Consider the following 26,993-nt stretch of genomic DNA (forward strand, 5'->3'; position numbering starts at 1 on the left):
AGTAGCTCAGTTGGTAGAGCGCAACCTTGCCAAGGTTGAGGTCGAGAGTTCGAGACTCTTCTCCCGCTCCAGAATTCTCGCAGCAAGCATCGCGCTGGCTGCGGCAAGAAAGCAAGACCGCGCTGCGCGGTTCTGCCCAGTAAGACCCTCTGGCGAGGTAGCAAAGAGGTTATGCAGCGGCCTGCAAAGCCGTCTAGGTCGGTTCGATTCCGATCCTCGCCTCCAGAACATCAAGGGTTTGCCGCTGTGCGCGGTAAGCCGGACTCAAGAAAATCACCGCTTCGACGGTGATTTTTTTATTTTCGCGCTGATATTCTTCAACACCTGCGACATCACAAACAAACCAACCCCTGCGCAGTATCAAGTCGCCGCCTGTTCCCGCCTGTTCGATACGCACGCGCGCCAGACTTTGCGCCGGTGCGGTAAGCTGGTCAATCTTACCGCACGTGCGAGGGGTCACACATGGCACGCGATATCGTGGTGATCAGCGGCGCCTCGGCCGGCATCGGCCGGGCGACGGCCATCGAGTTTGCCAGCCACGGCTGGCGCGTGGCCTTGCTCGCGCGCGGCGCCGATGGCCTGGATGGCGCGCGCCGCGACGTCGAGCGGGCCGGCGGCGAGGCCATGGTGCAGGTGGTGGACGTGGCCGACGCCGCGCAGGTCCAGGCCGCGGCCGCGCGCGTGGAGCGCGAATGGGGACCGATCGCCGTGTGGGTCAACAATGCCATGGCCACCATCTTCTGCGAAGCCAGCAACATCGCGCCCGATGACTTTCGCCGTGCCACCGAGGCCACGTATTTCGGCACCGTGTGGGGCACCCAGGCGGCGTTGGCGCGCATGGTGCCGCGCGACGCGGGTGTGGTCGTGCAAGTCGGTTCCGCGCTCGCCTACCGTTCCATCCCGCTGCAGGCGCCTTATTGCGGGGCCAAGAGCGCCATCCGTGGCTACACGGACGCGCTGCGCTCCGAGCTGATCCACCAGCGCAGCCGCGTGCACCTGACCATGGTCCACCTGTCAGCCTTCAATACGCCGCAGTTCGACTGGGGCCGCACCTGCTACCAGCGCGCGCCCAAACCGCTGGGCAAAATCTTCCAGCCCGAGGTGGCCGCGCGCGGCATTTACTGGGCCGCCACGCACCGCCGTCGCGAACTGTGGGTGGGCTGGCCCGCCGTGCTGGCCATCATTGGCACCCGGCTGCTGCCCGGCTATCTGGACCGTAAGCTGGCCAGGCAAGCCTTTGACGGCCAGTTGTCGAACCAGCCGTTGCCGCCGGGCCGGCGCGACAATCTGTACCAAGCCGTCCCTGGCGACCATGGCGCCCACGGCCGTTTCGACGATGTGGCGCTGAACCGGAGCGCGCAACTGTGGTTCACCACGCATCGCTGGACATGGGGGGCGGGGTGTGTCGTCGCGCTGGCGGCGCTGGGCGTGGCGCTGGCGCGGGGGCTGGGATGAGCACGCACGCCGCGCTTGCGGTGTGTGCCATGCTGGCGGTCCGCCCGCGCAGCGGCAGGGCGTTGGGCGTGAACTTCGCGATTCAGTTCTCGTAGCTGCTTGCGTCCTGTTCGCGCAGTTCCAGTCCCAGGCCAGGACGGTCATCGTGGGCCGCCAGCATGCCGTCGTGCGGTTGGGGCGCGCCGTCGAACAGCAGCTGTTCGATGCGCACGTGATCGTGGAAATACTCAAGGTGGACGGCCGGCCGCGCCGCGCAGCACAACGGCGCGTGCAGCGCCGGCGCGCAATGGCTGGACAGCGGGATGTGGAACGCTTCGCACAGCGCGGCCGCGCCCAGGAATCCGGTGACGCCGCCGCAACGGGTGGCGTCCGCTTGCAGCACATCGACAGCCCCGGCCGCCAGCATGCGCTGGAAATAGGGCAGGGTGTCGCCATACTCGCCGGCCGCGATGGCCATGCCGGGCGGCGCGCGTTCGCGCAGCAGGCGCAGGCCGGGCAGGTCGTCCGACGGGACGGGCTCCTCCAGCCAGCTCACGCCGGCGGCGGCGAATTCCTGGGCCAGCCGCAGCGCTTGCGGCACGGTGTAGGCGCCGTTGGCGTCCACGAACAATTCCGCATCGGGTCCGATGGCTTCGCGCGCCGCGCGCACGCGTGCCGCGTCCTCTTGCGGATCGCGCCCGACTTTCATTTTCACACGCGTCATGCCGGCCGCGCGCCAGTCGCCCAGTTGCTGCCACAGGCGGGCGACGGTGTAGCTGGTGAAGCCGCCGCTGCCATAGACGGGAATGTCGGCGCGGGCCTGGCCCAGCAAGGTGGCCAGCGGCAGACCGGCCAGCCGCGCCTTGACATCCCACAGCGCCACGTCGACGGCCGACACCGCCATGGCGCCGAGGGCGCGGCAGCCGAGGTTGCGCAAGTGGCTCACCATGTCGTGGTAGCGCGCGCCGGTGGCCAGCGCGTCGCGCGCGCGCAACAGCGGCGCCAGTTGTTCGCGGATCAGCACGGCCGCCGCGTGGCTGGCGTAGGTGTAGCCGAGGCCGCGCGCACCACCGGCCTCCAGTTGCACCACCACCAGCGTGGTGCTGTCCCACGCCAGCGTGCCGTCCGATTCGGGCGCGTCGGTCGGAATGGTGTAGCTGCGCGCGCTGAGCGCGGTGATGGGAGCTTGAGGCTTGAGCATGTGGACATCATAGGCGTGTGCGCACACGTGCGGCGTTCGATATGCGCAGGCAACGTGGCGCTGCCGTCGCGCTGATCGCGCCACAATGGCGTCGGTCTAGTCGTCATGTCCGGTTTCACCGCAACGGGAATGTCATGCCGCAAGCGTTTCGTCCTCATACGGTATTGCTGCTCAAGACCGCCGCCCTGCTGGCGTGCGGCCTGCTGGCCGGCGCCGTCTTGCTCGCGCGCTGGGTGATGACGCCGGCCGCCGCGCGCAATGCGCCGGTGCCGCAGCCGATCGCGTTCAGCCACCGGCACCATGTGGGCGACGACGGCATCGACTGCCGCTTCTGCCACACGAGCGTGGAGAAGTCGGGCTTCGCCGGCCTGCCGTCCAGCCAGACCTGCCTGACTTGTCACTCGCAATTGTTTCGCGACTCTCCGGCGCTGGCGCCGCTGCACGCGAGCGTGGCGCAGCACCAGCCAGTGCGCTGGAACCGCGTGCACGACTTGCCCGACTTCGTGTATTTCGACCACCGCATCCATGTGGCCAAGGGTGTGGCCTGTGTGCGCTGCCACGGCCGGGTGGACCAGATGCCGCTGACGTTGCGCCGCGCCACGCTCGATATGCAATGGTGTCTCGCCTGCCACCGCGATGCGGCGCACCAGATCGGCCGACCCGGGGATGTGTTCCGCATGGACGACGTGCGGCCCTTGTCGGCGGCGGAGTTGCACCAGTTGCAGCGCCTGCTGCAGCTCCAGGGCCGCGCGCGCCTCACCGATTGTTCCACTTGCCATCGCTGATCATGCCTCGCTACCGCCAGATCGCCATCCATCCGCTGTCCGCGCCACCCGATCCGGGGCGGCGGCGGGCGCTGGCGCTGATGGCGGCATCGGCCGCGCTGGCCAGCGCCGGATGCAGCGGGCCGCCGCGGGAGCAGATCCTGCCATATGTCCGCATGCCGGAAATGGGCGTCGCCGGCCAGCCCGTGTTCTACGCCACCGCGCTGGTGCGTGATGGCTTTGCGCATGGCGTGCTGGTCGAAACCAATATGGGCCGGCCGACCAAGGTTGAGGGCAATCCGCACCATCCGGCCAGCCTGGGCGCGACCGACGCCATCACGCAGGCCTCGATCCTGCAACTGTGGGACCCGGACCGCTCGCAGCTGGTGATGCATGGTGACGCCGTGTCGGACTGGGCCGCGCTGCAACTGGCGCTGGCGCCGCGCCGCGCGGCCTGGGCGGCGGACGGCGGGGCCGGCCTGCGCATCCTGACGGGCAGCGTGAGCTCGCCGACGCTGGCGGCGCAGATGGCGCAATTGCTGGCGCGCTTGCCCCGCGCGCGCTGGCTCCAGTACGATCCCCGTCATGACGACGCGGCCACCGAGGCGGCCCAACTGGCGTTTGGTCATAGCGTTGATTTCATTGCGCGTCCGCAGGCCGCGCGCACGGTGCTGTGTTTCGACGCCGATCCGCTGGGGCAGGGCGCGGCCGCCGTCGCGTTCGCGCGCGCGTTCGTGCGCGAGCGCAACAGCACGTCGCCCCGTTTCCAGCGGCGCTTGTACGTGGTCGAGTCCTGTTCCACGCTCACCGGCGCGGCCGCCGACAACCGGCTGGCATTGGCGCCTGCGCAGATCGAATATTTGCTGGCCCGCGTGGCCGCGCGCTTCGGCGTGTGCGACGCGCCCGCGATGGACGCCGCCAGCGGCGCGGACGCGGCGCAGCTGGCGCTGTGGGAATCCGCGTTGAGCGCCGCGTTGCGGCGTGACAGGGGCGCGTCACTGGTCGTGGCCGGCGGTGCGCTGGGTGCGGCCGCGCGCGCCATCGCGCATGGGCTGAACGTCAAACTGGGCAATGTGGGCGCCACCGTGCAGCCGATCGCGCCCGTGGTGGCGCCGGCGCGCGCGCAGCGGCCCGCGCTGGCCGCGTTGGTGGACGAGATGCGGGCCGGCGCGGTCGATACGCTGCTGATGCTGGAGACGAACCCGGTCTACGATGCGCCGGGCATACTCGCGTTCGGCGCCGCCTTGCGGCAAGTGCCTTGCTCGCTGCACCTGGGGTTGTACCGCGACGAGACCGCGCGCGCCAGCAGCTGGCACGTGCCCGCCACCCACGCCTGCGAGCACTGGAGCGACGCCCGCGCGTTCGACGGCACGGCCAGCATCGTGCAGCCGCTGATCGCGCCGCTGTACGGTGGCCGTTCCGTGCATGCCGTGCTGGCGTGGCTCAATGGCGAGGACGGCATCGACGGCAGGTTGCTGGTCCAGCGCACGTGGCGCCAGTTGCGCGGCGACGCCGGCTTCGACGCATTTTGGTCTGATGCGCTGCGGCGCGGGGTGATCGAAGGCAGCGCGTCGCCGCCGCTGGCGCTGGCCGCGTTACGGAAGCTGGCTGCATCGGCCCCCGTGCCGGAACTGGCGCGGCCATCGTCGTCCTCCGCTACGTTGCCCGCCTGGTTCCGCGCCGATCCGGCCATCGGCGCGGGCGAGTTCGCCAACAACGGATGGCTGCAGGAATTGCCCCATCCACTCACCGGCCTGTGCTGGGACAACGCGGTGCTGCTCGGCCCGCGCACGGCGCAGGCGCTGGCGTTGCGCAGCGGCGACGTGGTGCGCCTGGCCGTGCCCGGCGGCGGCGCCGCGCTGGAGGCGCCGGTGTGGATCATGGCCGGCCACGCCGAGCAGTGCCTGACGCTGCCGCTCGGCTATGGCCGCCGCGCCGCCGGCAGCGTCGGCAATGGCGTCGGCTTCGACGCGTATCCGCTGATGCCGTTGACCGGCCCGGCGCTGCTGACCGTGAGCCCGGCCGGACGCAGCCACACGTTCGCGCTGCCCCAGCCGCACACGCAAATGGCGGGCCGGGCGCTGGCCCGCAGCGGCAGCCTGGCCGCGTTCACGCGCGATCCGCAGTTCGCCACGGCCGCCGAGCGCGCCAGTGCGCCGGCCGGCTCGCTGTATCCGGCGGTGGCGTACCCGGGCTACAAATGGGGCATGGCCATCGACCTCAACGCGTGCATCGGCTGTGGCGCCTGCACGCTGGCCTGCCAGGCGGAGAATAATATCCCCGTGGTCGGCAAGGACGAGGTGGCGCGCGGCCGCATCATGCACTGGATCCGGGTCGACCGCTACGAGCAGGGGGAGGGCGAACGGTGGCGCGGCATCTTCCAGCCCGTGCCCTGCATGCACTGCGAGGATGCGCCGTGCGAGCTCGTGTGTCCGGTCGGCGCCACCATGCACGATAGCGAAGGCGTCAACGTGCAAGTCTACAACCGCTGCGTGGGCACGCGGTTCTGCTCCAACAACTGCCCGTACAAGGTGCGCCGCTTCAACTTTCTGCACTACGGGCGCGACCTGCCGGCCGACGCCGCGCGGCGCAATCCGGAGGTGACGGTGCGCCGGCGCGGCGTGATGGAAAAATGCAATTACTGCCTGCAGCGCATCACGCGCGCGCGGCTCGACGCCGAGCAACTGGGCCGGCCGCTGCGCGATGGCGAGGTGGTGAGCGCCTGCCAGGCCGTGTGCCCGACGGCGGCCATCGTGTTCGGCGACTTGAACACGCCCGGCAGCGCCGTCAACCGCGCCAAGGCGTCGCCGCTCGATTATGTGCTGTTGTCCGAACTGAACACGCGCCCGCGCACCAGTTACGCCGCGCGCGTGCGCAACGCCGATCCGGCGCTGGAGTAGCGATGCAGACGCCGCCACCATCGCATTCCGCCGGCGCCGAGGTGCTGGGGCCGGGCTGGACCGACGCCAGCATAGGCGACAAGATCGCCGGCCAGGTGCTGGAGCGGCCCGCCGGCTGGTCGTGGTGGAGCGCATTCTTGGCCACCTCGGCGTGCGTGGTGGTGCTGTTCGGCGCCATCGTCTGGCTGTTCGTGCGCGGGGTCGGGATCTGGGGCGTCAATATCCCCGTCGCATGGGGTTTTGCGATCGGCAACTTCGTCTGGTGGATAGGCATCGGCCACGCCGGGACGTTCATCTCGGCCGTGCTGTTGCTGCTGCGCCAACGCTGGCGCACCTCGATCAACCGCTTCGCCGAGGCCATGACGCTGTTCGCGGCCGGGATCGCCGGCATCTTCCCCATCCTGCACCTGGGGCGGCCGTGGTTCTTCTACTGGCTGGTGCCGTATCCGGATGTGATGAACCTGTGGCCGCAGTGGCGCAGTCCGCTCGTGTGGGACTTGTTCGCCATCTCCACGTATCTGCTGGTGTCGCTGCTGTTCTGGTATGTGGGGCTGATCCCGGACCTGGCCACGCTGCGCGACCGGGCGGGCCGGCCGCCCGTGCGACGCCGGCGGCAACTGGTGTATGGCCTGTTCGCCCTGGGCTGGCGCGGCGAGGCGCGGCACTGGGCGCGTTACGAGCATGCCTATCTGTTGCTGGCCGGCCTGGCCACGCCGCTGGTGGTGTCGGTGCACACAGTGGTCTCGCTCGATTTCGCCGTCGGCAACACGCCGGGCTACCACTCGACCGTGTTCCCGCCGTATTTCGTGGCCGGCGCGCTGTATTCGGGCTTCGCGATGGTGCTCACGCTGGCCATCCCGCTGCGGCGCGTGTTCGGCCTGCACGACTTCATCACCGACCGTCATCTCGCCAACGCGGCCAAGGTGCTGCTGGCCACGAGCTGGCTGGTGGCCTATGGCTACGCCAGCGAGATCTTCACGGCGTTCTACAGCGGCGACGCCTTTGAACAGTACATGACGATCAACCGCTGGCGCGGCCCGTATGCGCCCGTGTACTGGACCATGCTGGCGTGCAACCTGCTGACGCCGCAGTTGCTGTGGTGGCGGCGCGCGCGCCACAGCGCGGTGCTGCTGTTCGCCGCCAGCCTCGTGATCAACCTCGGCATGTGGATGGAGCGCTTCCTGATCGTCGTCTCCAGTCTGCACCGCGATTTCCTGCCGTCGGCGTGGGGCATGTTCTATCCCACGGTCTGGGACTGGATCACGCTGGCCGGCTCGGTCGCCCTGTTCGCGTGGCTGTTCCTCGTGTTCGTGCGGGTGCTGCCGCTGATCTCGATCAGCGAGATGCGCGCCTTGGCGAAGGAGCAATCGTGAGCGCGCCTGCCACCGCGCTGTATGGCCTGCTGGCCGAGTACGCGAGCACCGACGCCTTGCTGGCGGCGGCGCAACAGGCGCGCGCGGCCGGGCTGGAGCGGCTGGAGGCCTACGCGCCGTACCCGGTGGACGGCCTGGCCGAGGCGCTGGGGCCGGTGCCGCGCGGCGTGGCGCCGTGGACGCTGGCCGGTGGCGTGCTCGGCGGCGCCGGCGCGTATGGCCTGCAATGGTATGCGGCCGTGATGTCGTATCCGCTCAACATCGGCGGCCGGCCCTTGCACAGCTGGCCCTCGTTCATTCCCATCACGTTCGAGCTGACCATCTTGGGCGCGGCGTTGGCGGCCGTACTGGCGATGCTGGTCCAGAACGGCTTGCCCAGACTCGTGCACCCGCTGTTCGCGGTGCCCGCTTTCGATCTGGCCACGCGCGACCGCTACTATCTCGTGGCGCGCGCGGGCGGCGCCTCGTTCGATGCCGGGGCATGCCGCGCGGCGCTGGCCGCAACCGGGCCGTTGCTGGTGTGCGAGGTGCCGCCATGAAGCGGGGGGCATGGCTGGTGCTGCCATTGCTGCTGGCCGGCTGCGAGCGCAGCCGCCAGGATATGTACGACCAGCCCAAGTACAAACCGCTGGCGGCAAGCCCGCTGTTTGCCGATGGCACGTCCGCCCGCACCGTGCCCGATGGCGCGTTGCCGCAGGCACGCGGACCGTTCGCCGGCAGCAGTAGCGGTCGCATCGGTGCCGATGCGGTGGCGGACGACGCCGGCGCCCAGGCCGCGCCCGCGATGCCATACGCCATCGACGCCCGCTTGCTCGCTAAGGGCCAGCAACGTTACGCGATTTACTGCCTGCCATGCCACGGCGCCGTGGGCGCCGGCGACGGCCGGATCGTCCAGCGCGGCTTTCCCCGGCCGCCGCCTTTCGCCGTCGCGCGGCTGCGTGGCGCGCCGGACCGCCATTTGTATGACGTCATCAGCCGGGGTTATGGCGTGATGTATCCGTTCGAAGACAAGCTGGAACCATCGGAGCGGTGGGCGGTGGTGGCCTATCTGCGCGCGCTGCAATTGAGCCAGCATGCCGACGCGGCCAGCCTGCCGCCGGCCATGCGCGCGCGCCTGCCCGCCACGCCTGACGGAGGCGCGCCATGAACCTGTTGCTGCCATTGGTCGCCGTGGTGGCCGGTGTGGCCGGCTGGGCCTTCGACCCGAGCGCCTTCCTGGCCGCCTATCTGGTGGCGTGGTGGTGCTGGCTGAGCCTGTGCCTGGGCGCGCTCGCGCAGGTCTGGCTGCACACGCTGACCGGCGGCGGCTGGGGCGAGGTCATCCGTGCGCCCATGCTGGAGACGGGGACCGCACTGTGGCTGGTGGCGTTGTTGTTCCTGCCCGTGCTGGCCGGGCAACACTGGCTGTACCCATGGGCGGCACCGGTGGCGGGACGCTGGCAGGCGGAACTGGCCGCGCCCGGCTTCAAGCGGCTCTGGCTGACGCCCACGCTGTTCAGCTTGCGCGCGGCCGCCTGCCTCGCACTGTGGACGTTGCTGGCCTGGTTGAGCGGACGGGCGCCGTGGCGCGAGCGGCGCGGTTTCGCGGCGGCCGCGTTGCTGCTGTATGGCTTCAGCGTCGGCATGGCGGCCATGGACTGGATCATGTCGCTCATGCCGCTGTGGTATTCGAGCGTGTTCGGCCTGCTGTGCGGCACCGCGCAACTGCTGGGCGGGATGGCGCTGGCGATCGTGCTGCGTGGACGGGCGCCGGTGCCGCCGTCCGTGCGGGCCGACCTGGGCAATCTGATGCTCAGCTATCTGCTGTGCTGGGCCTATCTGGAGTACGTGCAGCTCCTGATCATCTGGTCGGCCAACCTGCCGCATGAGATCGTCTGGTACCTGGCGCGGGCGGAGGGCGTGTGGCTGCTGGTCGACTGGGCGCTGGCGGTGCTGTTGTTCGCCGCGCCGCTGTTGTTGTTGCTGTCGCGGCGGATCAAGCGCGATGACGGCGCGCTGCGGCGTGTCGCCATGCTGGTGCTGGCGATGTTGTTCGTGCACACGTGCTGGCTGGTGCTGCCGTCGCTGCCGCTGCCGCTGCCGCTATGGCACTGGCTGGTGGCGCTGCCGCTGGGCGCGCTCAGCGTGGGCGGCCCGGCTTGGACGTGGTATCGCTGGCGCTTGCGGCCGGAGGTGCAACATGGATGAGCAGACGGACGCCGATGTGCGGCCCGGCCGCGTGGTCCGCGCGGCGCTCGCGGTGCTGGGTGCGCTGTTCGCCGCCACGGCGCTGGCCTGGCTGGCGTGGCGCGCCTGGCGGCCCGACGCCTTGAACAGCGCGTCGACGATGCGGGTCCAGGGGCCGATGCTGGAATCGTCGCCGCAGGCCGACCTGGCCGCTTTCCGCCGTGCGCAGCAGGCGCAGACCGAACAATGGGGCTGGGTTGTCGGGGAGCCGGGCGTGGCGCGCATTCCGGTGCGCGAGGCGATGATGTTGCTGGCCGAGCGCGACGCGGCGGCCCGTGCCGGGGGGCGTAAATGACCGGGCGGACGTATCGCGGTTCAGGAATGACGACCATCGTTTCGGCCGTCGCGACCTTCGCGATCGCCGCCGTCATGGTCGCCGGGGCGTCCGGGGATGCTGTCGCCGCCATGGCCGCCGTGGTGCCATCGTCACCGGCCACCGCCGTGGTGCCATCGTCACCGGCCACCGCCATCGAGCCATCATCACCGGCCACCGCCGTCGCGCCGCCGCAATTCATTCAACAACTGGGCGCCCGCCTGCCGTTGCGCACGCCGTTGCGCGACGGGGCCGGGCGCAATGTGCTGCTGGGCGACTATTTCGGCGGTTCGTCCCCCGTGCTGCTGGTCTTCGGCTATTACCGTTGCCGCACCTTGTGCAACCTGGTGTTCGATGATGTGCTGCAAGCCTTGGCGCTGAGTGGCGCGAAAGACTACCGGCTGCTCGCCATCAGCATCGATCCCAGCGAGGGGCCGGCCGACGCCGCCGCGCGACTGGCGGGCTGGCGCCGGGCGCTGCCCAGCCAGTCGGCGCCCATTTTGCTGACCGGGGACGCCGCGCCGCTGGCAAACCTGGCGCGCACGGCCGGCTTTGGTTATCGCTACGACGCGCAACAGGGCCAGTACCAGCATCCGGCCGGCTTCCTGATCGCCACGCCGAACGGCACCATCGCCCGCTATTTCCTCGGATTGCGCTACGATCCGGCCGCATTGCGCGCCGCGCTGGCGCTGGCGGGGCAGGGCGGGACCGGCGCGCTGGCCGAGCCGGTGGCGCTGGTGTGCGCGGCGGCCGCGCGGCTGGCCGGCGCGCACAGCGGCGCCGTGGTGCGGGCCGTGCAGGCGGCCGGCGCCGCCACGCTCGCGCTGCTGGCTGCGCTGGTGTGGGTGCTGGCGCGACGAAGGAGGGCGGCATGAACCCGTCGATCCCATGGTGGCCGGCGGCCGCGTCGGCCTATGCCGCCCGCGTCGATACGCTGTTTTTCGCGTTGCTGGCGCTGAGCGCGACGACGGCGCTCACGCTGATGGTGCTGATCATCGGCTTTTGCGTGCGCTACCGGCGCGGTGCGCGGGTCGACCGCAGCCATGTGCCGGTCACGGCGCGCTGGGTCGAAGTGGCGTGGACGGTGCTGCCCATGCTGCTGTTCGTCCTGCTGTTCGGCTGGGCCGCGTTCGATTTCCTGCGCCAGCACCGCACGCCGGCGGGCGCCATGCCGGTGTTCGTCGTGGCCAAGCAGTGGATGTGGACGCTCGAACACGAGAACGGCCTGCGCGAGATCAACGAGCTGCACGTGGCGCAGGACCGGCCCGTGCGGCTGCTGATGACGTCGCAGGACGTGATCCACAGCTTCTTCGTCCCGGCCTTGCGCATCAAACAAGACCTGGTGCCGGGCCGCTATACCACGCTCAGCTTCACGCCCACCCGGTCCGGCGTGTACGACCTGTATTGCGCCGAGTATTGCGGCACCGAGCATTCGGTGATGCGCGGGCGCGTCGTCGTCATGCCGCAGGCCGCGTTCTCCGCGTGGCTGGCGCGCGGCGCGGCGCCGGTCGGCATGGCGGCGCGCGGCGCGGCCTTGTTCCGCGAACATGGCTGCAGCGGCTGCCACGCGGACGGTGCCGGCCGCGCGCCGCCGCTGGCCAGCGTGGCCGGCGGCTTGGTGGAACTGGCCGATGGCCGCCGCGTGCTGGCCGACGACGACTACCTGCGCGCCGCCATCCTCGCCCCGCGCCGCGACATCGTGGCCGGCTACGCGCCGCTGATGCCTTCCTACGCCGGCCAGCTGTCCGAACAGGACGTGCTGGCCCTGATCGCCTACCTGCACGGAGCGACCCATGAGCAGCAACCCTGAAGCGCCATACCAGCCGGTGACGGATGTGCCCAACTACCTGGCCGCCGGCGACACCTTGCGCTCGTGGCTGGGCACGCGCGACCACAAGCGCATCGCCGTGCTGTACATGCTGTCGATCACGGCCTTCTTCTTCGTCGGCGGCGCGGCGGCGGCCATCATGCGCCTGACCCTGGCCACGCCCGATGGCGCGCTGGTCAGCCACGACACCTACAACAAGCTGTTCACGGCGCATGGCGTGATCATGGTCTGGCTGTTCCTGATCCCGTCCATCCCCTCGGTGCTTGGCAATTTCCTGCTGCCGCTGATGCTGGGCGCGCGCGATCTCGCCTTCCCGCGCCTGAACCTGGCCAGCTGGTATCTCTACGCGCTGGGCGGCCTGCTGACGCTTGGCGCGCTGGCGGCCGGCGGCGTGGACACGGGCTGGACCTTCTACACGCCGCTGTCGACCATGTTCAGCAACAGCCACGTGGTGCTGGTGCTGGCCGGCGTGTTCGTGGCCGGCGTGTCGTCCGTGATGACGGGGCTGAACTTCATCGTCACCGTGCATACGCTGCGGGCGCCGGGCCTGACCTGGTTCCGCCTGCCGCTGTTCGTGTGGGCCATCTACGCCACCAGCATCATCCTGGTGCTGGCCACGCCGGTGCTGGCGATGACGCTGCTGCTGGTGACGGCCGAGCGGCTGCTGGGCATCGGCATCTTCGACCCGGCCCTGGGGGGCGATCCGCTGCTGTTCCAGCATCTGTTCTGGTTCTACTCGCATCCGGCCGTGTACATCATGGTGCTGCCGGCCATGGGCGTGGTCAGCGAGATCATGCCGTGCTTCGCGCGCCGCCCCGTGTTTGGCTACCGCGCCATGGCCTACGCCATCCTCGCCATCGCCGCCATCGGCTTCCTCGTGTGGGGCCACCACATGTTCGTCAGCGGCCAGTCGGCGTATGCGAGCCTGGTGTTCTCGCTGCTGAGCTACCTGGTGGCCATCCCTTCCGCGATCAAGGTGTTCAACTGGACGGCCACGCTGTACAAGGGCGCCATCAGTTTCGACGCGCCCATGCTGTACGCGCTCGGCTTCGTCGGGCTGTTCACCACGGGCGGGCTGACCGGCCTGTTCCTGGCCGCGCTGGCGCTGGACGTCGACCTGACCGACACCTATTTCGTCGTCGCCCACTTCCACTACATCATGGTGGGCGGCGCCGTCACGGCCTACCTGGGCGGCCTGCATTTCTGGTGGCCCAAGATCAGCGGCCGCCTGTATCCGGAAATGTGGGCGCGGGCGGCGGCCGTGCTGATCTTCTTCGGCTTCAACCTGACCTTCTTCCCCCAGTTCCTGCTGGGCGTGCAGGGCATGCCGCGCCGCTACCACACCTATCCGCCGCAGTTCCAGTTGCTCAACGTGCTGTCGTCGGCCGGCGCCGTGGTGCTGGCCTGCGGCTATCTGCTGCCGCTGGCCTACCTGGGCTGGTCGCTGCGGCACGGGCGCCGCGCGGAGCGCAACCCGTGGGGCGCCACGGGCCTGGAATGGCGCACCGCGTCGCCGCCGCCGGTGGAGAACTTCGACGCGCCACCGACCGTTGAGGAGGAACCGTATGCCTACCCCAGCCACGACGGCACCCCCGTACGCCAACCCTGAGCGGCAGGCGCGCGCCACCACGCTGGGCTGGTGGGTGTTCCTGGTCAGCGAACTGATGTTCTTCGCGCCGCTGCTGCTCGGCTATGTGTACGGGCGCGTGCATTTCCCGCAGTCGTACGTGGCGGCCAGCCGGCAGACCGACTTCGTGCTCGGCACCGTGAACACGGCGCTGCTGCTGACCAGCAGCATGACGATGGCGCTGGCGGTCGCGGCCCGCCGCTCGGGTCCGGCGCGCGAACGGACGGCGATGTGGCTGCTGGCGGCCAGCGCCGCGATGGGACTGGCCTTCCTCGCGCTCAAGGGATTCGAGTACCACAGCGATTGGTCGCGCGGCCTCGTGCCATGGCTGCCACAGGCCGCGCCGGGCCTGACGGGCGGCGAACGCCAGTTCTTCCTGCTGTACTTCGGCTTGACGGGATTGCACGCGCTGCACCTGCTGGCGGGCTGCGCTGGCTGCGCCGCGCTGGCGCTGGCGCTGCGCGCGCAGCGGCCGGAGCAGGCGTCGCCGGAGCGGGTCGAACTGGCGGGGTTGTACTGGCATTTCGTCGATCTGATGTGGATCTTCCTGTACCCGATGCTGTACCTGGTCGGGCGCGCCGGATGAGGGCCGGGCCATGGACGACGACCAATTGACGCGCGAGCAGGGCGGCCACGTGCGGACCTGGCTGGCCCTGCTGGCCCTGCTGGCGCTGACGGCGGGCAGTGCCTGGGTGCCGCTGGGGGTGTGGAACGGCGCGCTCAACCTCGCCATCGCCCTGGCCAAGGCGGCGCTGGTGGCGTGGCGCTACATGGCGCTGCGGCGGCCCGACAGTGTGCCGCGTCTGGTGGCCGCGACGGGGCTGGCGGCGCTGCTGTTGTTGCTGGTGCTGACGGCGGCTGATTACGGCACGCGCGTACTGAGGCCCGCGCCGTGGCAGGCGCCGCCGTCAACCCGACGGCTCGCCGATCCGCAACTGCGTGGGCGTGAGGTAGCGGTACGGTGGCACTTCCAGATTGAGCGGGGCGGGCACGTTGCGGAACACGCGGCCCGCGAGGTCGAAGCGCGAACCGTGGCAGGGGCAGTAGAAGCCGCCCGGCCAGTCCGCGCCGAGGTCGGGGGCGCCGGCATCGGGCCGGAACGTGGGCACGCAACCGAGATGGGTGCACAGCCCCACCAGCACCAGGTGCGCCGGTTGTAGCGAACGGGTGGCGTTGGCGCAGGCGCGCGGCTGCTGGGCGCTGTGCGAGGCCGGATCGACGAGCTGCGCGTCATGGCCGCCGAGACTGGCCAGCATGGCATCGCTGCGGTGCAATATCCACACGGGCTTGCCGCGCCATTGGACCGTCTTCAGCGCGCCGGGCGCCAGCGTGGCCACCTCGGCGTCCACCGGACCAGCCTCCGCCAAGGCCCGGGCGCTCGGCTCCATGCTCTCGATGAAGGGGATGCAGGCGGCGGCAAGACCGACACCGCCCACCGTGCTGGTGGCGATCAGCAGCCTGCGCCGCTCGCGGTCGAGGTCGAGGTCGGGGGCGCTCATGGCTGCTCCGCGCGCCAGCCTTCGGCCAGCGCTTCGGCCAGATGCAGCGGCATGCGCCCGGTGGCCTGGACTATCTGTTCGCGGCAACTGTAGCCGTTGGCGATCAGCATGGTGGTTGGCGCTGCGGCGCGCACGGCCGGCAACAGGATGCGTTCGGCGCAGGCCATCGACACCTCGTATTTGTCGCGGTCGTAGCCGAAGGCGCCGGCCATGCCGCAGCAGCCGGCGTCGAGGATGTCGGCGTCCAGCCCGATGCGTGCGAGCAGGGTGCGGTCCGGCGCCGTGTGCAGCACGGCCTTCTGGTGGCAGTGCTCATGGACCACGGCGCGCCGCGCCAGATGCGGGTAGCGCAGGTCCGGGCAGCGTTGCAACAGGAATTCGGCCAGCGTCAGGGTCTGTTCGCGCAGGCGGTGCGCGGCCACGTCGTACGGGAACAGGGCCGGCAACTCGTCGTGGAATACGGACAGGCAGGCCGGCTCCAGTCCGACCACCGGCACACCGTCGCGGATGGCGTCGGCCAGCGCGTCCAGCACCTGGCGCAGACGCGCGCGCGCCTGCTCAACGAGGCCGGCCTCGTACAGCGGGCGTCCGCAGCACAGCGGCGTGGGCGGCACGGTCACGCGGCAGCCCGCATGTTCGAGCACGTGGACGGCCGCCCGCAGCACTTGCGGGTGGAAGTGGTTGTTGAACGTGTCCGGCCACAGGATGACGGGCAGGCCGCTGGCGGACGGCGGCGCGCGGCGCGCGAACCACGACGTGAACGTCCGGGTGGCCAGCGCCGGCAGCGTGCGCTGCGGCGTGACGTGCCCCAGCCGGCGCAGCAGCGCGGCCGTGGGCTTGGCGCGCAGCAGCAGGTTGGCCGTGCGCGGCAGATGGGCGCCCAGCCGCGCCAGCCGGTCGATGTGGGCGTAGGCCCAGACGTGCGCCGGGCGCGCATGGTGGGCGTAGTAGTGCGCCAGGAATTCGGCCTTGTAGGTGGCCATGTCGACCTGGACCGGGCATTCGCCCTTGCAGCCCTTGCAGGCCAGGCACAGGTCGAGCGCCTCGAACACGGCCGGCTCGCGCCAGCCTCCGCGCAGCACTTCGCCGCGCTGCATTTCGAACAGCAGGCGCGCGCGGCCCCGCGTCGAGTAGCGTTCCTCGCCCGTGGCCATGTAGCTGGGGCACATGGTGCCGGTCTTCTTGCGGCATTCGCCCACGCCCACGCAGCGCAGCAGGGCGCGCGAGAAGTCGCCCGCGTCGTCGTGGTAGTGGAAGTGGACCGGCTGCACGGACGGCGCGTAGCCGGGGCCCAGCCGCAGGTTCTCGTCGGCGCGGTAGGCGTCGATCACTTTGCCGGGGTTCATTTTCCAGTGCGGGTCCCAGATCCGCTTGAACTCGCGGAACGCCTGCATCAGCGTTTCGCCGAACATGATGGGCAGCAGCTCGGCCTTGGACTGGCCGTCGCCGTGTTCGCCCGAGATGGAGCCGCCCATGCCCACCACCAGTTCGGCCGCCTCGCGAATGAAGGCACGGTAGCGTTCGATGCCATGCACGGTCTCGAGGTCGAAGTTGATGCGGGTGTGGACGCAGCCTTGGCCGAAGTGGCCGTACAGGTCGCAGCCATAGTCGTAGCGGCGCAGCAGCGCGCGCAGCGCCCGCAGGTAGTCGCCCAGCCGTTCCGGTGGCACCGACGAATCCTCCCAGCCTTCCCACGTGAGCGGCTGGTCCGGCACGTGGGCGGTGGCGCCCAGCCCCGATTCGCGCACCTTCCACAGCAACGCCTCCTGGGCCGGATCGTCGAACAGTTTCATCGACGGCGCGCCGGGCTGCGATTGCAGCCGCGTCATCAGCGCGCGGGCTTGGGCGTCGGCGTCGTCCTTGTCGCGGCCACCGTATTCGACCAGCAGCCAGCCGGCGCCGGACGGCAGCAGCTCCGTTTCGTGCGGATGCAGGTGGATCGCCTTCATGTCGGCCAGCAGGCGGTCGTCCATGCCTTCGAGCGCGATCGGGCCGCTCTCCATCACCTCGGGCACATGGTCGCCGGCCTCGTACACGCTGTCGTAGCCGAGCACCAGCAGCGTGCGCGCGGGCGGGTTGTCGAGCAGGCGCACGGTCGCCTCCAGCACCACCACGCAGGTGCCCTCGGAACCGACCACCGCGTGCGCCAGGTTGCAGCCCCGTTCGGGCAGCAGGGCCGGCAGGTTGTAGCCGGACACGCGCCGCGGCAGGGGCGGAAAGCGGGCCCGGATCTGGTCCGCGTAACGCTGGCCCAGCGCGGACAGGGCGGCCACGATCTCGCCGGCGCGACCGGGCGGCGGCGCGGCGGCCGTGTTGGCGTCCAGCGTCAGGCGCACGCCGTCGTAGGTCAGCACGTCGAGCGCGACGATGTTGTGCACCGTCTCGCCGCCCATCACGGAATGGGGGCCGCAGGAATTGTTGCCGATCATGCCGCCCAGCGTGTTGTGGCTGTGCGTGGCGGGGTCGGGCGCGAACGTCAGGCCGTGCTGTTCGGCTGCGTGGCGCAGGTCGTCGAGCACCACGCCCGGCTGCACGCGCGCCGTCTTGGCTTCGATGTCGATCGACAGCACCCGGTTCAGGTATTTGGAAAAATCGAGCACCACGGCCACGTTGCAGCACTGGCCGCACAAGCTGGTGCCGCCGCCGCGCGACAGCAACGGCGCGCCGTGCGCATGGCAGACGCGCACGGCGGCCACCACGTCGTCCACGCTGCGCGGGATGACCACGCCGATCGGCAGTTGGCGGTAGTTGGACGCGTCGGTCGCGTACAGGGCGCGGCTGCCCGCGTCGAACCGCACCTCGCCGGCGACGGCGGCGCGCAGCTCGGCTTCCAGCGTGTGGGTATCGACGGCCGGCCCCTCGGGCGCGAACGCGGCTTGGGGAACCAGGTGCACGGTGTCCATGGCCGCCTCAACCCGGATGGTTGCCGCGCAGCGGCGCGACCAGTCCGTCCCACACTTCCTTGAACGAGGCCGTGACCACACCCCGCGCATCGGGATCGCCGCGCAGCAGCGCCCGGCCGTAGGCCAACGCCTGCTTGGCCGACACGTGCGGCGGCAGCGGCGGCACATCGGGATCGGTCACCATCTCCAGCACGGTCGGCACGTCCGACGCCAGCGCCGTGTCCCAGGCGCCGGCGACGGCGTCGGGATGGTCGACCCGGATGCCGCGCAGGCCCAGCAACTGGGCGTACTGGGCGTAGGGGAAGTCCGGCAGCGCCTGCGAGCCGGTGAACTTGGGATCGCCCTGCATCACGCGCTGTTCCCACGTGACCTGATTGAGGTCGCCGTTGTTGAGCACCATCACCGTCAGGCGCGGGTCGCCCCACTCGCGCCATACGCGCGCCAGCGTGATCAGGCCGTTGATGCCGTTCATCTGCATGGCGCCGTCGCCCACCAGCGCGATCACGGGCCGGTCGGGATGGGCGTACTTGGCCGCCAGCGCGTACGGCACGGCCGAGCCCATGGTGGCCAGCCCGCCCGACAGCGAGGCTTGCATGCCGGGCCGCAGGCGCAGGTCGCGCGCGTACCAGCCTGCGCTGGAGCCGGAATCGCAACTGAGGATGCAGTTGTCGGGCAGGCGCGGCGACAGTTCCCAGAACACCCGCTGCGGGTTGATCGGATGGGCCGCGTTCATCGCGCGCGCCTCCAGCACGCGCCACCATTGCGCGACATTGCGCTCGATGGTTGCGCGCCAGGCGGGGTCGGGGCCCGGCTGTGGCCGCAGCAGCGGCAGCAGCGCGGCCAGCGTGGCGGCGCTGTCGCCCGCCAGCCCCACCTCGACCGGGTAGCGCAGGTTCAGCATGCGCGGGTCGATGTCGATCTGCACGGCGCGGGCCTGGCCCTCCTTGGGCAGGAATTCGGAATAGGGGAAGGCCGAGCCGACGATCAGCAGCGTGTCGCAGTCGTTCATCATGTCCCAGCTGGGCTTGGTGCCCAGCAGACCGATGGCGCCCGTCACATAGGGCAGGGCGTCGGGCACGGCGGCCTTGCCCAGCAGCGCCTTGGCGATGCCGGCGCCCAGCCGTTCGGCCGTCTCGATCAGCGGCCCGCCCGCGTGCAGCGCGCCGGCGCCGGCCAGGATGGCCACCTTGCGCCCCGCGTTGAGCACGTCGGCCGCGCGCTGCAGCTCGTCGGCCGGCGGCGCGAGGGCGCGGCCCGTGTGGCCGATGCCGGTGTGGACGGTGCCGTGCTCGCGCGGCGGCGTCTCCACGGCGTCCACGTCCTGCAGGTCGTTGGGCAGGATGATGCAGGTGACGGTGCGCCGTTCGCGCGCGATGCGCATGGCGCGGTCGACCAGGTGGCGGACCTGGGCCGGCACCGTGGCCATGTGCACGAACTCGTGCGCCACGTCCTTGAACAGCGAGATCAGGTCCACCTCCTGCTGGTAGTCGCCGCCCAGCGCCATGCGGTTCTGCTGGCCGACGATGGCGACCACGGGCTGGTGGTCGAGCTTGGCGTCGTACAGGCCGTTGAGCAGGTGGATCGCGCCCGGCCCCGACGTGGCCAGGCACACGCCGACCTCGCCGCTGAACTTGGCGTGGGCGCAGGCCATGAAGGCGGCCAGTTCCTCATGCCTGGTCTGCACGAAGTCGATGCGGTCCCGGGCCCGGCGCAGCGCGCCGATCACGCCGTCGATGCCATCGCCCGGATAGCCATAGATACGCCGCACGCCCCATTCGGCCAGCCGCGCCACGATAAAATCTCCCACCGTCGTCGCCATCTCGTCCTCCGGTTCCGTTGATCTGTTCCGTTGATTCGTTCCGTTGATTCGTTCCGTCGATTCGTTCGCTTGCCGTGGGCGCCGGATCAGGCGCCGTCCAGCCAGCCGCCGGTGAAGCCGGCGCGGCGCAGGCCGGCCACCACGTACGGGCAGGTGCGCAGCAGCCGCCACGGCAGGCCGCTGCGCTGGTTCTCCAGCATCAGCACCACGGGGCCCAGGTTCAGGCCGTAGTGCCATTGCGAGATCCAGCCGTGCGGGTTTTGCGGGTCGCTATCGGATGCGATGAATTCCGCGTTGAACGACGTTTTGAAGCCATAGCGGTCGCCCGGTTTGAGGTCGACCGCCTCGATGTAGTGGTGCAGCGCCGGCAACACCAGCTCCGGCGCGAACGGCAGCGAGGCCGCCGTGACGGCCGGCATCAGGGTGCCGTCGTCCGGTCCGAACGGCACGCCGCGCGCCATGTAGCCGTAGAACTGGCGGTCCACGCCGGCCACCAGTTGCTGCACCGGGCCGGGGCCGTCGCCGGCGCTGATGCCCCAGCAGTTCGGGCCGTAGGCGCTGTAGCCGAGCGGATTGCGCACCGCGTATTCCTGTTGGATCTGGGTGGCGCGGCGGCTGTTTTCGAAGTAGTCGCTGTCGTGCGCGCGCATAGGCGCGTCGCGGATGCCGCGCAGGTCCAGCCACACGTGCGACAGCTGGTGCATGAACAGCGGGCCGCCGTACAGCAGTTCGCGGCCGTACAGGGTCTTCCAGTGGTAGCTGTCGCACCAGGCCAGGTAGCTGTCGGCCGACAGCGGGTGGGTCGGCGAGCCGAGCGCGAGGATGTACAGCAGCAGCGCCTCGTTGTAGCCTTGCCAGCGGCTGCCGAGAAAACCCTCGCCGCCCGGCTTCCAGCCGTGGCGCAGCGCGGCGCCGCCGTCGAGCATCCAGCGCCAGTCGATGCGCCGGTAGAGCCGGTCGGCCAGCGCGCGCAGTTCGGCTTCGCCGGCGTTGTCGCGGTCGAAATAGGCGGCCGCCGTCAGCATGCCCGCCACCAGCAGCGCCGTGTCGATGGTCGACAGTTCCGCCTCCCACACGCGGCGGCCGTTGCGCATGTCGAGGAAGTGGTAGTAAAAGCCGTGGTGGCCCGTGTCGTGCGGCCCGTCGCCCTGCGGGCTGCGCTCGAAGAAGCGCAGCGTGGTCAGCGCGCGTCGCAGCGCCTCCTCGCGTTCGCAGTAGCCGCGTTTGACGCCGACCGGGTAGCAGCTCAGCGCCATGCCGGTGGCGGCGATGCTGCTGGGCCAGTCCGGACGCGTGCAGTCGGCCACCAGACCTGTGGATGGCTCGGTTTCGTTCATGAAGTAGGCGAAGGTTTCACGCTGGATGTCGTCGAGCATGCGCTCGTCGTCGGCCGCCTCGTGGCTGTCGCCGCCCTTGTCGGCGCCGCCGTCGGCCCCGGGCCGGGCCGGGGTGGTGGCCTGCGCCTGCGCCGGCGGCGCGCCCGTGGCGACATCCTCGCCCGCCCACGGCAGCTTGATCATGGCGACCCCTTGCGGCGGCAGTTCCAGTTCCAGCGTGAGGCCGCCGTCGCCATGCGCCCATGGCAGCGGTTGCGGCCGCAGCTCGGCCGCACGCAGCAGGGCGTCGCGCTGGTCGGCGCTCAGGTACTCGGGCGCGCCCATCGCGCGCCAGGCGGCGGTGGCGTGCGCATGGTCGTCGTCGATGCGGTACAGCGTGGCCGCGCCGGGCGCCGGCGCGCGCGTGAGCACGATGCGCAGGCGCTCGCGCGCGATCGCGTGGCGCGGCAATGCGCTGTTGGTGATGTAGATGCGCAGCCCGTCGGCCGCGCGCGTGACCCACACGTCGAGCGTGGCGTGGCTGCCGGCGACGGGCAGCACGGTGGCGCCGGCCTGGTGCAGCAGTTCGAACGCGCGGTAGGCCGGTTTGGGGATGCCATACAGGTTGAGCAGCCCGAAGCCGCCGTGGAAGGGCCGCGACGGATAGTAGTTTTCCGCGAAGATGTCGCTGAACGTCCAGTAGCTGTAGGCGTCCACCACGCCGGCCGCCTCCAGCACCGTCTTGACGATGTAGGCCGCCGCGAACGGCGCGTCGTGCAGCGGGTCGCGCGGATTCGATGAGGTGCACCACTCCGTGTAGTACAACGGCAGCTTGCCGGCGGCCGCGCGCGCGGCCTCGGCCTGGTGGAGCAGCACGCTGCGGCCGGCGTGGGCCAGTTGGGTTTCCGTGTCGTCCGACTGCTGGCCGAACGCATCGGTCGGATAGTGGTGGGTGCTGACGAAGGAGGGCGGACGGCCGCCGCGCTGGCAGTGCTCAAGGAATTCGGGCAGCCACGCGTTCTTCGAGGTGGCCGGACCGCCCACCCGCAACTGCGCATCGGCCGCGCGCAGCGCGTCGTGGGTGGCGTCGTACAGCGCGAAATAGTCGTCGCGGCTGGCCGGCCAGAATTGCGGCTGGTTGGGCTCGTTCCACACTTCGAAGTTCCAGTGGCGCACCTCGGCGGCGCCGTAGCGCGCCAGCAGGTGCCGCGCCAGCCGTGTGATCAGGTCCGACCACTGCGCCATCTCGCGCGGCGGCGTGACGTTGGCCGCGTAGTTGAACACGGTGGTGTCGCCCGAGGCCAGCGTGCGCGGCATGAAGCTCAGTTCGACGAACGGCCGCATGCCGATGTCGAGCAGGAAGTCGAAGATCTGGTCGAGGTTGAAGAACGAGTACAGGAAGCGATTCTGGTGGCAGATCAGCGTGCCTATGTCGTCCGACAGCAGGCCGTGGAAGCGCACCTGGCGCATGCCCAGCTCAGCGTGCGCGCGGCGCAGCTGGGCCTGCCAGTCGGCGCGCAGGGCCAGCGGCGCATGGCCGCTGCCCACGCATTCCTCCCACATGTGGCGCAGTGGCGTTGCCGCCGCCGATACATCGCATTCGAAAGTCACCGTCATACATCCTCCGCCGGGCGCATGTTCTGGGGCCGGTTTGCGACGATTATCTATCGATGCGCGAAATCGGCGCGCACGTGAGGGCTTACGGTTGGGCTAGTGGCGCGGGCAACGGTGCGGCATAAGTTCCGCTTGCCTTTGCGGATCGCGCAAAGGTCTATTCTGTCGGCCGTGGATTATCAATGTCGGGCGCAAAAGCTATCCTCGACTCAATCCCACCCGCGCTCGCTCTTGCTGCAGCTGGGAGCGTTCCCAGCTGCGTGCGGGTCGTCGCCGGGGATCCATCCAATTGATCGAGGAAGTATTATGAGCAAAACTATCGCCGTACAGACCAATATCGCGCCTGGCACTGTCCTGCTGCTCGCGGTGGCAACCGGTCTCATTGTCGCCAACCTGTATTACGCGCAAACCCTGGTGGGGCCGATCAGCAGTGCGACGGGGATGTCCGCCCAGGCCGCTGGACTGATCGTCACGCTCACCCAGCTTGGATATACCTTGGGATTGCTGTTCATTGTGCCGCTTGGCGACCGTCTCGAAAACCGCCGTCTGATCGTCAGTGCGTTGATCTTCACGTCGGTGGCGCTGATGACCGCGGCATTGAGCACCCGTGCCTGGGTGTTCCTCACCGCAGCGTTGGCGATTGGCCTGGGGTCGGTGGCGGCACAAATTCTGGTGCCATTTGCCGCGCACTTGTCGTTGGAATCCACGCGTGGCCAGACGGTCGGCAAGGTCATGAGCGGCCTGTTCCTGGGCATCATGTTGGCGCGGCCCGCGGCATCGTTGGTCGCGGACCATAGCAGCTGGCACGTTGTCTTTGCCGGTGCGTCCATCATGATCCTGCTGGTTGCAGTTCTGCTGCGTAACAAGCTGCCCGCACGCATGCCGACAATTCCTACGCCTTATCCGGTGTTGATTGGGTCCTTGTGGGAACTGTTCAAGTCCACTCCCGTGGTAAGGCGACGTGCCGCCTACCATGCAGGCTTGTTCGGTGCTTTCAGCCTGTTCTGGACCGTCACCCCGATGATGCTTGAAAGCCCGGCGTTTCATCTGTCCCAGTCCGGCATCGCGATCTTTGCCCTGGTGGGCATGGCCGGTGCGATCGCGTCACCGATTGCGGGGCGTCTGGCGGACAGTGGTCATACGAAAATTGCCACGGCGGCGGCGCTTGCGCTGGGTGTGCTCGGATTCGCACTCCCTCTGCTGGCCCCCAACTCGCGTGGCCTGGCGCTGACATTGCTGGTCGTCGCGTCGATCGTGCTGGACATGAGCGTCGCCGGCAATCTGGTACTGGGGCAGCGCGCGATCTTTTCCCTGGGAGCCGAGGTGCGCAGTCGTCTGAATGGCATTTACTTCGCGCTGTTCTTTGCTGGCGGTGCGCTGGGTTCGTTCACCGGCGCATGGGTGTATGCCAATTTTGGCTGGCATGCCGCGCTGTGGACAGGCATGGCCTTCCCGGGCGCGGCGCTGTTGTACTGGCTCGGTGAGTGACTCAGTCGACCGTGCCACGAGCGCTAAACGCAACTTCGAGGCGTTCGGCCAGCATATCGACAAAGGCTTTCACCTTCAGTGAGCCGCGGCGGTTGGCCTGATACACCGCGTGGAGTCCGATGTCCATCGCGCCAGGGTTGACCTGATACCCTTCAAAGAGACGGATGAGCGCGCCTGACCGCAAGTCCTCTCCTACGAGCCAATCGGCAAGCAGTGCAATGCCCGCGCCGTCCAGGATGGCCTGCCGCAGAACCTCGGCATTGTTGACGGAAAGCGTGCCGCGCACCGGGATGTCCGCGACATCCTGGTCGCGCTGCAAGCGCCAGCCGCGCCTGGTTGCACCGTAGGCGAACTGCAGGCAATTGTGGTGCAGCAGGTCGGCGGGAACTTGTGGTATGCCGCGTGCCGCAAGGTAGGCGGGGCTGGCGCAAACGCGCCGCTCGTGGCCCGTGAGCCGGCGCGCAATGAAGTTCGGTTGCCGATCGATCGCGCCGATGCGGATGGCGAGGTCGATGGAGTCGTCGACCATGTTGCTGATGGCGTCGCTCAGTTGTATTTCCAGTTCCAGCTTCGGGTAGCGTCGCCCGAATTCCCCAAGCATCGGGGCGATGTACATGGTGCAGAACGTCACCGGTGCGGTCACGCGCAGCAGTCCCTGCAGCTCGCCGTCGCGTGCCGACGCGGCCTCGTCGGCGGCCTCCAGTTGCTCAAGAATGAACACCGCTTTTTCGAAGTAAGCCTGGCCGGTGTCGGTCAGCGTGACACTGCGTGTGGAGCGGTTGAGGAGTGCCCCGCCAACGCGCTCCTCCAGGGCGTCGACCAGGCGCGTGACCGAAGACGTGGCAACGCCCAATTGGCGCGCGGCCGATGAGAACCCACCCGTGCTGCCGACGAGTATGAATGCCTTGAGTTCGGAGAATCGGTCCATGTTTGCTTTTGCGGTCCGCGCAAATGTCTTGACGAATTGCACTATCTTATCAGGACGTATTCCGGGCCGTAAAGCGAGGGCATCTCAGGTTTTTCTTGCTCCTCGTGCGCGCGGCGGTTCTTAGGGAAGCACGCGGGCAGGAAGACATGATCGAGCACACCGCGATGACATTGGCGCGCGCGGCCTGGCCCTTTGAATGGATGGCGCTGGGCGGTTGGCGGGAGAAGGGGGCGGCATCGTCCGTCCCCGCCCGGGAATGAAAGTGGATTGAAAGCTTGGACCGGTATAGTCGGCTCCGACCCTGGCGCAATGCCTCGGTCGCACAGACGATTTTAATATCAAGAGACGAGAGCCAGCCCATGAACGCTTCCCCATCCCGCCATGCCGACGCATCCATCCCGTCCCAGCTTGCGCCGGCGCGTGTCCCGCTCGAGGACAGCGCCGGCCAGCCGCGCGGCAAAACGCCGTGGCACATGCATGCGTGGCGGGTGATGGATATGCGGGTCGGCCTGCTCTCCTTGCCGATCTATGTGCTGCTGCTGGCGCTGATCGGCGGCTTCATCGCGATGGGCAAGCTGCCAACCGATATGTCGGTGTCGATCGCCGTGCTGGCCGTCGGCGGCTTCACTTGCGCCGAGTTCGGCAAACGGATGCCACTGTTGCGCAACATCGGCGCAGCCGCCATCTTCGCCACCTTCGTGCCGTCGCTGCTGGTCTACCTGCACGCGATCCCGCCTGTGCTGCTGAAGAATGTGGTGGAATTCACCAAGGTCAGCAATTTCCTGTACCTGTTCATCGCCTCGATCATCGTCGGCAGCATCTTCAGCATGGACCGCACGGTGCTGGTGCAGGGCTTCCTGAAGATCTTCGCGCCCTTGGCGGCCGGCACCGTCATGGCCGCGCTGGCGGGCACGCTGGTCGGCGCCATGCTCGGTCTGGGCTGGCAGCACACGCTGTTCTTCATCGTCGTCCCCATCATGGCCGGCGGCGTGGGCGAGGGCGCCATCCCGCTCTCGATCGGCTACGCGGCCATCCTCGGGCAGGCGCAGGGCGACATGTTCGCCCAGGTGCTGCCGCCCGTGATGCTGGGCAGCCTGTGCGCCATCCTCATGGCGGGCACGCTCAATTTCGTCGGCAAGCGCTATCCGCACCTGACCGGCGAGGGACGCTTGCAGCCGGGTATTGAGAACGCGCCGCAGGTGGTCGAACTGCCGGCCGCCACGGTCGATGTCGGCCAGGTGGCCTCCGCCGGCCTGACCGCCATCTCGCTGTACATGGTGGGCCTGATCAGCGCCAAGCTGTTCGACTTCCCGGCGCCGGTGGTGATGTTGTTCGTGGCCGTCGTGTTCAAGCTGGGGCGGCTGGTCTCGCCGCAATTGCAGCAGGCTTCGCTGGTGGTGTACAAGTTCTTCTCCACGGCGGTGACCTATCCGCTGCTGTTCGCCATCGGCGCCGCCATGACGCCGTGGGAAAAGCTGATCGCCGCGTTCACGCTGGCCAACCTGGCCACCATCGTGGCCACGGTGGCGACCCTGATGGCCACCGGCTTCGTGGTGGCGCGCCGCATGCACATGTACCCGATCGAGGCGGCCATCGTCAACGCCTGCCACAGCGGCCAGGGTGGAACGGGCGACGTGGCCATCCTGACCGCCGCCAACCGCATGCAACTGATGCCGTTCGCGCAGATCGCGACCCGCATCGGCGGCGCCATCGTGGTCACCCTGGCGCTGTTCGCGCTGGCCAGGCTGGGGGCCTGAACG

The 26,993-nt window shown here is 69.4% G+C and carries 20 protein-coding genes, 1 tRNA gene and 1 pseudogene; 16 read left to right on the forward strand and 6 right to left on the reverse strand.

What is annotated here, in order from left to right; all coding sequences use genetic code 11:
- Window positions 1–151 precede the first annotated feature (151 nt).
- Together AC1RQG_RS24870 and AC1RQG_RS24875 are read left to right on the forward strand one after the other, a co-directional pair.
- Window positions 152–225 (forward strand) — tRNA-Cys (locus tag AC1RQG_RS24870).
- A gap of 237 nt (window positions 226–462) precedes the next feature.
- On the forward strand, window positions 463–1,455 hold the full coding sequence (locus AC1RQG_RS24875) for an SDR family oxidoreductase (RefSeq protein WP_493135604.1): 993 nt from the start codon (window positions 463–465) through the stop codon (window positions 1,453–1,455).
- Window positions 1,456–1,537: 82 nt separating this feature from the next.
- Here the strand turns inward: AC1RQG_RS24875 and AC1RQG_RS24880 are convergent, their stop codons facing one another.
- Window positions 1,538–2,635: an enolase C-terminal domain-like protein gene (locus AC1RQG_RS24880; RefSeq protein WP_493135605.1), complete on the reverse strand. Its 1,098-nt coding sequence runs from the start codon at window positions 2,633–2,635 to the stop codon at window positions 1,538–1,540.
- A gap of 134 nt (window positions 2,636–2,769) precedes the next feature.
- Between AC1RQG_RS24880 and AC1RQG_RS24885 the strand changes: the two genes are divergently transcribed.
- The 12 genes and pseudogenes from AC1RQG_RS24885 to AC1RQG_RS24940 form a co-directional block, all read left to right on the forward strand.
- A complete protein-coding gene (locus AC1RQG_RS24885) occupies window positions 2,770–3,420 on the forward strand; it encodes a cytochrome c3 family protein (protein ID WP_493135607.1) in 651 nt (216 codons plus the stop codon).
- Window positions 3,408–6,299 carry a 4Fe-4S dicluster domain-containing protein gene (locus AC1RQG_RS24890; protein ID WP_493135609.1) on the forward strand — a complete coding sequence of 964 codons (2,892 nt, stop codon included), beginning with the start codon at window positions 3,408–3,410 and terminating at the stop codon, window positions 6,297–6,299. The genes AC1RQG_RS24885 and AC1RQG_RS24890 overlap by 13 nt, the downstream gene beginning before the upstream one ends.
- A 2-nt stretch (window positions 6,300–6,301) precedes the next feature.
- The gene (gene nrfD, locus AC1RQG_RS24895; protein ID WP_493135611.1) at window positions 6,302–7,672 is read left to right on the forward strand and encodes an NrfD/PsrC family molybdoenzyme membrane anchor subunit; all 1,371 of its coding nucleotides are present in this window, start codon (window positions 6,302–6,304) and stop codon (window positions 7,670–7,672) included.
- Window positions 7,669–8,211 (forward strand): DUF3341 domain-containing protein, encoded by a 543-nt coding sequence (locus AC1RQG_RS24900; protein ID WP_493135613.1) that lies wholly within the window; start codon window positions 7,669–7,671, stop codon window positions 8,209–8,211. The genes nrfD and AC1RQG_RS24900 overlap by 4 nt, the downstream gene beginning before the upstream one ends.
- Entirely contained in the window at window positions 8,208–8,819 is a 612-nt protein-coding gene (locus tag AC1RQG_RS24905) for a c-type cytochrome (protein WP_493135615.1), read from the forward strand. The genes AC1RQG_RS24900 and AC1RQG_RS24905 overlap by 4 nt, the downstream gene beginning before the upstream one ends.
- Window positions 8,816–9,859, forward strand: a complete 1,044-nt coding sequence (locus AC1RQG_RS24910) for a hypothetical protein (RefSeq protein ID WP_493135617.1) — start codon at window positions 8,816–8,818, stop codon at window positions 9,857–9,859. Before AC1RQG_RS24905 ends, AC1RQG_RS24910 begins: the two co-directional genes overlap by 4 nt.
- Window positions 9,852–10,193, forward strand: a complete 342-nt coding sequence (locus AC1RQG_RS24915; RefSeq protein WP_493135618.1) for a hypothetical protein — start codon at window positions 9,852–9,854, stop codon at window positions 10,191–10,193. The genes AC1RQG_RS24910 and AC1RQG_RS24915 overlap by 8 nt, the downstream gene beginning before the upstream one ends.
- Before the next feature lie 26 nt (window positions 10,194–10,219).
- Window positions 10,220–11,086 (forward strand): SCO family protein, encoded by an 867-nt coding sequence (locus AC1RQG_RS24920; protein WP_493135620.1) that lies wholly within the window; start codon window positions 10,220–10,222, stop codon window positions 11,084–11,086.
- On the forward strand, window positions 11,083–12,021 hold the full coding sequence (coxB, locus tag AC1RQG_RS24925; RefSeq protein ID WP_493135622.1) for a cytochrome c oxidase subunit II: 939 nt from the start codon (window positions 11,083–11,085) through the stop codon (window positions 12,019–12,021). The genes AC1RQG_RS24920 and coxB overlap by 4 nt, the downstream gene beginning before the upstream one ends.
- Window positions 12,005–13,648 carry a cytochrome c oxidase subunit I gene (gene ctaD / locus AC1RQG_RS24930; RefSeq protein WP_493135624.1) on the forward strand — a complete coding sequence of 548 codons (1,644 nt, stop codon included), beginning with the start codon at window positions 12,005–12,007 and terminating at the stop codon, window positions 13,646–13,648. Before coxB ends, ctaD begins: the two co-directional genes overlap by 17 nt.
- On the forward strand, window positions 13,605–14,252 hold the full coding sequence (locus tag AC1RQG_RS24935; RefSeq protein WP_493135626.1) for a cytochrome c oxidase subunit 3: 648 nt from the start codon (window positions 13,605–13,607) through the stop codon (window positions 14,250–14,252). Before ctaD ends, AC1RQG_RS24935 begins: the two co-directional genes overlap by 44 nt.
- A 10-nt stretch (window positions 14,253–14,262) precedes the next feature.
- A pseudogene (locus AC1RQG_RS24940) lies at window positions 14,263–14,529 on the forward strand (cytochrome C oxidase subunit IV family protein); the annotation flags it as partial.
- A gap of 45 nt (window positions 14,530–14,574) precedes the next feature.
- Here AC1RQG_RS24940 and petA read toward each other — a convergent pair.
- The 4 genes from petA to AC1RQG_RS24960 all read right to left on the reverse strand — a co-directional run bounded on the left by petA (window position 14,575) and on the right by AC1RQG_RS24960 (window position 22,820).
- Entirely contained in the window at window positions 14,575–15,165 is a 591-nt protein-coding gene (gene petA / locus AC1RQG_RS24945) for a ubiquinol-cytochrome c reductase iron-sulfur subunit (RefSeq protein ID WP_493135628.1), read from the reverse strand.
- Window positions 15,162–18,068: an FAD-binding and (Fe-S)-binding domain-containing protein gene (locus AC1RQG_RS24950; protein WP_493135630.1), complete on the reverse strand. Its 2,907-nt coding sequence runs from the start codon at window positions 18,066–18,068 to the stop codon at window positions 15,162–15,164. Before AC1RQG_RS24950 ends, petA begins: the two co-directional genes overlap by 4 nt.
- 7 nt (window positions 18,069–18,075) lie before the next feature.
- Entirely contained in the window at window positions 18,076–19,887 is a 1,812-nt protein-coding gene (locus AC1RQG_RS24955) for a thiamine pyrophosphate-requiring protein (protein ID WP_493135632.1), read from the reverse strand.
- 86 nt (window positions 19,888–19,973) lie between these two features.
- Entirely contained in the window at window positions 19,974–22,820 is a 2,847-nt protein-coding gene (locus AC1RQG_RS24960; RefSeq protein WP_493135634.1) for a GH39 family glycosyl hydrolase, read from the reverse strand.
- Window positions 22,821–23,123: 303 nt separating this feature from the next.
- Between AC1RQG_RS24960 and AC1RQG_RS24965 the strand changes: the two genes are divergently transcribed.
- On the forward strand, window positions 23,124–24,305 hold the full coding sequence (locus tag AC1RQG_RS24965) for an MFS transporter (RefSeq protein WP_493135636.1): 1,182 nt from the start codon (window positions 23,124–23,126) through the stop codon (window positions 24,303–24,305).
- A 1-nt stretch (window position 24,306) separates the two neighbouring features.
- Here the strand turns inward: AC1RQG_RS24965 and AC1RQG_RS24970 are convergent, their stop codons facing one another.
- On the reverse strand, window positions 24,307–25,233 hold the full coding sequence (locus AC1RQG_RS24970; protein ID WP_493135638.1) for a LysR family transcriptional regulator: 927 nt from the start codon (window positions 25,231–25,233) through the stop codon (window positions 24,307–24,309).
- A 359-nt stretch (window positions 25,234–25,592) separates the two neighbouring features.
- Here AC1RQG_RS24970 and AC1RQG_RS24975 point away from each other — a divergent pair, with 359 nt between their 5' ends.
- A complete protein-coding gene (locus tag AC1RQG_RS24975; RefSeq protein ID WP_493135640.1) occupies window positions 25,593–26,990 on the forward strand; it encodes a 2-hydroxycarboxylate transporter family protein in 1,398 nt (465 codons plus the stop codon).
- Window positions 26,991–26,993 lie beyond the last annotated feature (3 nt).

The organism is Rugamonas sp. GW822-FHT03B10 (genome assembly GCF_058801745.1).

Excerpts from the sequence above, each read along its gene's own strand:
- AC1RQG_RS24875 (WP_493135604.1), top strand. The coding sequence starts at position 463 with ATGGCACGCGATATCGTGGTGATCAGCGGCGCCTCGGCCGGCATCGGC.
- AC1RQG_RS24880 (WP_493135605.1), bottom strand. The coding sequence starts at position 2,635 with ATGCTCAAGCCTCAAGCTCCCATCACCGCGCTCAGCGCGCGCAGCTAC.
- AC1RQG_RS24885 (WP_493135607.1), top strand. The coding sequence starts at position 2,770 with ATGCCGCAAGCGTTTCGTCCTCATACGGTATTGCTGCTCAAGACCGCC.
- nrfD (WP_493135611.1), top strand. The coding sequence starts at position 6,302 with ATGCAGACGCCGCCACCATCGCATTCCGCCGGCGCCGAGGTGCTGGGG.
- AC1RQG_RS24905 (WP_493135615.1), top strand. The coding sequence starts at position 8,208 with ATGAAGCGGGGGGCATGGCTGGTGCTGCCATTGCTGCTGGCCGGCTGC.
- AC1RQG_RS24910 (WP_493135617.1), top strand. The coding sequence starts at position 8,816 with ATGAACCTGTTGCTGCCATTGGTCGCCGTGGTGGCCGGTGTGGCCGGC.
- AC1RQG_RS24915 (WP_493135618.1), top strand. The coding sequence starts at position 9,852 with ATGGATGAGCAGACGGACGCCGATGTGCGGCCCGGCCGCGTGGTCCGC.
- AC1RQG_RS24920 (WP_493135620.1), top strand. The coding sequence starts at position 10,220 with ATGACGACCATCGTTTCGGCCGTCGCGACCTTCGCGATCGCCGCCGTC.
- coxB (WP_493135622.1), top strand. The coding sequence starts at position 11,083 with ATGAACCCGTCGATCCCATGGTGGCCGGCGGCCGCGTCGGCCTATGCC.
- ctaD (WP_493135624.1), top strand. The coding sequence starts at position 12,005 with ATGAGCAGCAACCCTGAAGCGCCATACCAGCCGGTGACGGATGTGCCC.
- AC1RQG_RS24935 (WP_493135626.1), top strand. The coding sequence starts at position 13,605 with ATGCCTACCCCAGCCACGACGGCACCCCCGTACGCCAACCCTGAGCGG.
- petA (WP_493135628.1), bottom strand. The coding sequence starts at position 15,165 with ATGAGCGCCCCCGACCTCGACCTCGACCGCGAGCGGCGCAGGCTGCTG.
- AC1RQG_RS24950 (WP_493135630.1), bottom strand. The coding sequence starts at position 18,068 with ATGGACACCGTGCACCTGGTTCCCCAAGCCGCGTTCGCGCCCGAGGGG.
- AC1RQG_RS24955 (WP_493135632.1), bottom strand. The coding sequence starts at position 19,887 with ATGGCGACGACGGTGGGAGATTTTATCGTGGCGCGGCTGGCCGAATGG.
- AC1RQG_RS24960 (WP_493135634.1), bottom strand. The coding sequence starts at position 22,820 with ATGACGGTGACTTTCGAATGCGATGTATCGGCGGCGGCAACGCCACTG.
- AC1RQG_RS24965 (WP_493135636.1), top strand. The coding sequence starts at position 23,124 with ATGAGCAAAACTATCGCCGTACAGACCAATATCGCGCCTGGCACTGTC.
- AC1RQG_RS24970 (WP_493135638.1), bottom strand. The coding sequence starts at position 25,233 with ATGGACCGATTCTCCGAACTCAAGGCATTCATACTCGTCGGCAGCACG.
- AC1RQG_RS24975 (WP_493135640.1), top strand. The coding sequence starts at position 25,593 with ATGAACGCTTCCCCATCCCGCCATGCCGACGCATCCATCCCGTCCCAG.